The sequence below is a fragment of the Xenorhabdus littoralis genome, assembly GCF_033949345.1.
Classification (GTDB): domain Bacteria; phylum Pseudomonadota; class Gammaproteobacteria; order Enterobacterales; family Enterobacteriaceae; genus Xenorhabdus; species Xenorhabdus littoralis.
Genome location: NZ_VCDP01000275.1, coordinates 1 through 363, shown reverse-complemented (window position 1 = coordinate 363; position 363 = coordinate 1). Strand labels below are relative to the sequence as shown.

At 43.0% G+C, this 363-nt stretch carries 1 protein-coding gene; it reads right to left on the bottom strand.

All coding sequences use genetic code 11. The features are described 5' to 3' along the window. A partial coding sequence (locus FE394_RS20095) for a plasmid recombination protein (protein WP_419836370.1) occupies positions 1–108 on the bottom strand: 108 nt, incomplete at its 3' end. Positions 109–363: the final 255 nt, after the last annotated feature.

Genomic DNA, 363 nt, shown 5'->3' with positions numbered 1-363 from the left:
GATGTCTAAATTTGATTTACTTTTTCCTTGTCTTTGATTATGTTTTTGAATCCCTTGCACATCAGAAATTTGAAATTTCTGCATGTGAATGATTGCGAATTTGTTCATGTTTTTCCCTCACAATTGTCTTCCGTAAGAGGACTACTTTTGAGGTTATCATAACATATCGAGAGAGCGAATCCAAAGTTTTGGTATAGCCCACTATACCAAATTACATTTGGTGTGGGCTCTGCGAGACCTTGTTGGCTTCGCCAAATCACGCCATAGCGTGACAAATGCTAGGGGCTTTGCCCCACACCCCACAAGGGGAACTTTTCCCCTTGACCCCATCCATCGAACTCCCCAACCCCTCAATCCTTGAGG